We start from the raw sequence: 514 nt of genomic DNA on the forward strand, positions 1-514 counted from the left end.
CCAAGCCCACCGACCCGACCACCGCCTCCACGATCACCCTCGACCCCATCACCGCGGCACCCAACAGCAACGAGTACACGCTGACCGCGAAGATCACTCCCGCAGCAGCGGGCGGCACCGTCGAATTCAAGGACGGCAACGACGTCCTCGGTAGCACAAAGGTCGAGGCCGACGGCACCGCCACCAGGATCTGGTACGCCCAAACCGACGGCAAGCACACCATCACCGCCACCTTCTCCGGCCGCGACGGCGTCACCGGATCCACCACCACCCAAGAGGTCACGGTCGCACCCGCCGACAACAACACCACCGCCTCCACGATCACCCTCGACCCCATCAAGGCAGCCACCATCGGCAAGGCGATCACGCTGAAGGCGAAGGTCAACCCCGCAGCAGCGGGCGGCACCGTCTCATTCGAGGTCAACGAGAACAGTAGGAACCTCTCCTACGTAGTACCGGTCGGCGCCGACGGCACCGCCACCATGAACTGGACCCCCGAGAACGCCGGCAAGGC

1 protein-coding gene is annotated in these 514 nt (G+C 66.0%); it reads left to right on the forward strand.

The window, feature by feature from the left end:
• Nucleotides 1–514: Ig-like domain-containing protein (locus RM1_RS25830; protein ID WP_143187357.1), on the forward strand; the 514-nt coding region annotated here is incomplete at both ends.

The organism is Rhodococcus maanshanensis NBRC 100610 (assembly GCF_001894865.1).
GTDB lineage: Bacteria > Actinomycetota > Actinomycetes > Mycobacteriales > Mycobacteriaceae > Rhodococcus_G > Rhodococcus_G maanshanensis.